Here is a 4,077-nt window from a genome sequence, read left to right on the forward strand (position 1 = left end):
AGGTAGTAGTTGCTGGCGGGCATGTAGCTTCTCCGGTTATTTGTAATTGGATTGTTGTTGACAGAATATGTTTGAGGGTTAATGATACTATATATTGGGAAAAAATCAATGATTATTTTCCATCCTTAGGGCGATATATTAACTTTACTGTTCTTTTCTTTTTGTGCCGCCAACAAGAAAAGAACCAAAAGAAAAAGCTCGTCGCAAAGAACCATCCGGGCGCTGCGCTTCTCGCTTGCGGCGGGCTTGTCTGAACTCGGGCTTTACCCTGCCCTCAAACATGCAGACAAGCTTTTAACCGCCGTCAACTTCGATGCTCACTGATGGTTCTTAACGCGACATACCGGGGTTGGCACTAACCTCCCCCTCCTGCCAGGAGGGGGATATGGGGGCGGTTAAAACCAGGGTTGGGTGGGGTTACCACACGGGTCTATCCTCCCTTGACATTTGCCCCAAATGCTAATATAATCAAAGGTTGCCTTTTTACATGCATCAGGTTTGAACTCATCCCCCGTCCCCTTCTCTTTTGAAGAGAAGGGGTTCAAGGGGTTGAGTTCAGGTTGAATAGAATCATCAATCATTCTTTTTAGGACACCCAATCACATGATGGACAAACTTACCATCCGGGGGGCCCGGGAGCACAACCTCAAGAACATAGACCTGGAGATCCCCCGCGACCAGCTGGTGGTGATCACCGGGCTGTCCGGCTCGGGAAAATCCTCCCTGGCCTTTGACACCATCTACGCCGAGGGCCAGCGCCGCTACGTGGAATCGCTGTCGGCCTACGCCCGCCAGTTCCTGGGTTTGATGGAGAAGCCCGACGTGGACTTCATCGACGGGCTGTCCCCGGCCATTGCCATCGAACAGAGGGCGGCCAGCAAGAACCCCCGCTCCACCGTGGGCACGGTCACCGAGATCCACGACTACCTAAGACTGCTGTTCGCCCGGATCGGCCGCCCCCACTGCCCCAAGTGCGGCCAGCCCATCTCGTCGCAGACCGTCCAGCAGATCACCGACGCCATATTGGAACAGCCCGAGGGCACCAAGCTGGCCATTTTGGCCCCGCTGATCCAGAGCCGCAAGGGCGAGTACCGGGAGCTGTTCGACAAACTGCGGCGCGAGGGCTTTGTGCGGGTGCGGATAGACAAGAAGCTTTATGACATCGACGCCCTGCCGGCGCTGGACAAGAACAAGAAGCACGCCATAGACGCAGTGGTGGACAGGATGACCATCGGCCAAAAAGCCCAGAAGCGGATCGCCGATTCGCTGGAGACCGCCCTGAAGCTTTCGGAAGGTCTGGTGGCGGCCATATATAACGACAAGCAGGAAGTGCTGTACAGCGAAAAGCTCTCCTGCACCAAGTGCCACATCTCGCTGGGCGAGCTTTCGCCCAGGATGTTCTCCTTTAACAGCCCCTTTGGGGCCTGCCCGGCCTGCTCCGGTCTGGGAACAAAGATGGAGATTGACCCCGAGGCCCTGGTCCACAACCCGGAGCTGACCGTCAACCAGGGGGCCATCTCCCACTACGGCGACCCCATGGGCCACTGGATAGGCAGCCACCTGGAGGCGGTGGCCAAGGCCTACAGCTTTTCGCTGGACGAGCCCTGGGGCAAGATGTCCCAGAAGAACCGGGACATCCTGCTCTACGGCACCGACAAAGAGGTCAAGGTCCGCTACGAGTCGGCCTCAAACGACAACGTCTACCAGTACAACAAGAAGTTCGAGGGCATCATCCCCATGATGATGCGCCGCTACCATCAGACCGATTCCGACTACGTCCGCTACGAGGTGGAAAAGTTCATGTCCATCCTGCCCTGCCCGGTCTGTCTGGGGGCGCGCTTGAAGCCGGAATCCCTGGCGGTGAAGGTGGCCGGAAGGTCCATCAACGAGCTGTCAAAACTGTCGGTCAAGAATTCCCGGCTGTTCTTCGGCTCCGAGCTTAAGCTGACCGAAAAGGAAAAGACCATCGCCAAGCAGGTGCTTAAGGAGATCAACTCCCGGCTGGGCTTTTTAACCGACGTGGGGCTGGACTACCTGTCCTTGGACCGGCACTCGGAATCGCTGTCCGGGGGCGAGGCCCAGCGCATCCACCTGGCAACGCAGATAGGCGCCTCGCTGACCGGCGTGCTGTATGTGCTGGACGAGCCCTCCATCGGCCTGCACCAGCGGGACAACGTCAAACTGCTGAACACCCTGGTAAAACTGCGGGATATCGGCAACACCGTGATAGTGGTGGAGCACGACAAGGAGACCATGCTGGCCGCCGATTTCATAGTGGACCTGGGGCCCGGGGCCGGGGCCGGCGGCGGCGAGATCGTGGCGATGGGGACGCCCAAGAAGGTGATGCAGACCAAGGCCTCCCTCACCGGTCAGTACCTGGCCGGAACCAGGAAGATCCCGGTGCCCAAGAAGCGGCGGGCCGGGAACAAGCTGAGCCTTAAACTTTTGGGCTGCCGGGAGAACAATCTAAAGGACCTGGACGTGGAGTTCCCTCTGGCCAAGCTGATAGGTATCACCGGGGTCTCCGGCTCCGGCAAGAGTACTTTGATAAACGACACCCTGTACCAGGCTCTGGCCCAAAAGCTGTACCGCTCCCGCACCCAGCCCGGCAAGCACCGGAAAATGGAAGGCTGGGAGAACCTGGACAAGGTGATCAACATCGACCAGTCGCCCATAGGGCGCACCCCCCGCTCCAACCCCGCCACCTACACCGGGCTGTTCACCACCCTGCGCGAGCTTTTTGCCATGACCCAGGAGTCCAAACTGCGGGGCTACGCCAACGGAAGGTTCTCCTTCAACGTCAAGGGCGGGCGCTGCGAGGCCTGCGAGGGCGACGGGATAGTGAAGATAGAGATGCACTTTCTGCCGGATGTCTACGTCCCCTGCGAGGTCTGCAAGGGCCAGCGCTACAACCGGGAGACGCTGGAGGTGCTTTACAAGGGCAAGAACATAGCCGAGATCCTGAGGATGACCGTGGCCGAGGCCCAGGAGTTCTTTGCCAACATCCCCAAAGTGGCCCGCAAGCTGACCACTTTGGCCGACGTGGGCCTGGGGTACATCCAGTTGGGGCAGTCGGCCACGACATTGTCCGGCGGCGAGGCCCAGCGGGTGAAGCTTTCGGCCGAGCTATCCAAGATAGCCACCGGCAAGACGCTCTATATTCTGGACGAGCCGACGACCGGATTACACTTTGAGGACGTTAAGATGCTCTTGGCTGTCCTGCACCGGCTGGCCGACATGGGCAATACGGTGATAGTGATAGAGCACAACCTGGACATAGTGAAGTCCTGCGACTGGCTGATTGACCTGGGCCCCGAGGGCGGCGACGAAGGCGGGCAATTGCTGGCCTGCGGCACCCCGGAACAGGTGGCGGCCAACAAGGCGTCGTATACCGGGCAGTATTTGAAGAAGGAGATGACCTAACCCCCGTCCCCTTCCCCATAGGGAAGGGGTGGTAACAAGTCCCTTCCCTTGCGGGGAAGGGATATAGGGTTAGGTCACCCAGCGGCGACTGGGAACAACGTTAACGGGGCGGGTCAATGCAATTGACCCGCCCCGTTGGTTTACCTGATCTCTGTTACCGTAGACAAATGAATAAAAACCATTTGTGTATTTTGTGCTTTTTTGTGGCTAATTAACCCCGGTGGTCGGTCACCCCACCACCCCCTCGATCTCCTTCACCACTTCCTCCACCGTCTTGGATGATGTATCTATCACCAGGTCGCAGGGCACGTCCTGCCACATGGCCTCCTGGTCGGCGATCATCTTGGATATCTGGGGGGTGACCACGGTGGTCCGCCCGGCAAACCGGGATTCCAGCACCGCCGGGGGGGCGGTGAACCGGACCAGGCAGAATTTGCCCATGGCCTTGAACTTCTCCAGGTTGTCGGTGCCCACCAGGATCAGGATGACGTTCCTTTTGCCGTCCACCCCCTCCTGCAGGACGGCCTGGAACTTCCTCCAGGCCTCGGCCGGGCTTTTGGCCATGCGGTAATAGCCCTTGCCGGAATAGACCTCGGCCTTGAGCTTGTCCTTTAACAGGGCCGCGGCGCTGGACTTGCCGGAGCCCGAAGGCCC

3 protein-coding genes are annotated in these 4,077 nt (G+C 58.8%); 2 read left to right on the forward strand and 1 reads right to left on the reverse strand.

All coding sequences use genetic code 11. The features are described from left to right. Together Q7U71_03435 and uvrA are read left to right on the forward strand one after the other, a co-directional pair. A partial coding sequence (locus Q7U71_03435; protein ID MDO9390808.1) for a hypothetical protein occupies positions 1-254 on the forward strand: 254 nt, incomplete at its 5' end. Between the two features lie 349 nt (positions 255-603). Next, entirely contained in the window at positions 604-3,423 is a 2,820-nt protein-coding gene (uvrA, locus tag Q7U71_03440; protein MDO9390809.1) for an excinuclease ABC subunit UvrA, read from the forward strand. A gap of 228 nt (positions 3,424-3,651) precedes the next feature. Here uvrA and Q7U71_03445 read toward each other — a convergent pair. Further along, a partial coding sequence (locus Q7U71_03445; protein MDO9390810.1) for a hypothetical protein occupies positions 3,652-4,077 on the reverse strand: 426 nt, incomplete at its 5' end.

The sequence above is a fragment of the bacterium genome (assembly GCA_030655055.1).
Taxonomy (GTDB): Bacteria; Edwardsbacteria; AC1; order AC1; family EtOH8; genus UBA5202.

Coding starts and splice junctions, on each gene's coding strand:
- uvrA (MDO9390809.1), top strand. CDS start 604: ATGATGGACAAACTTACCATCCGGGGGGCCCGGGAGCACAACCTCAAG.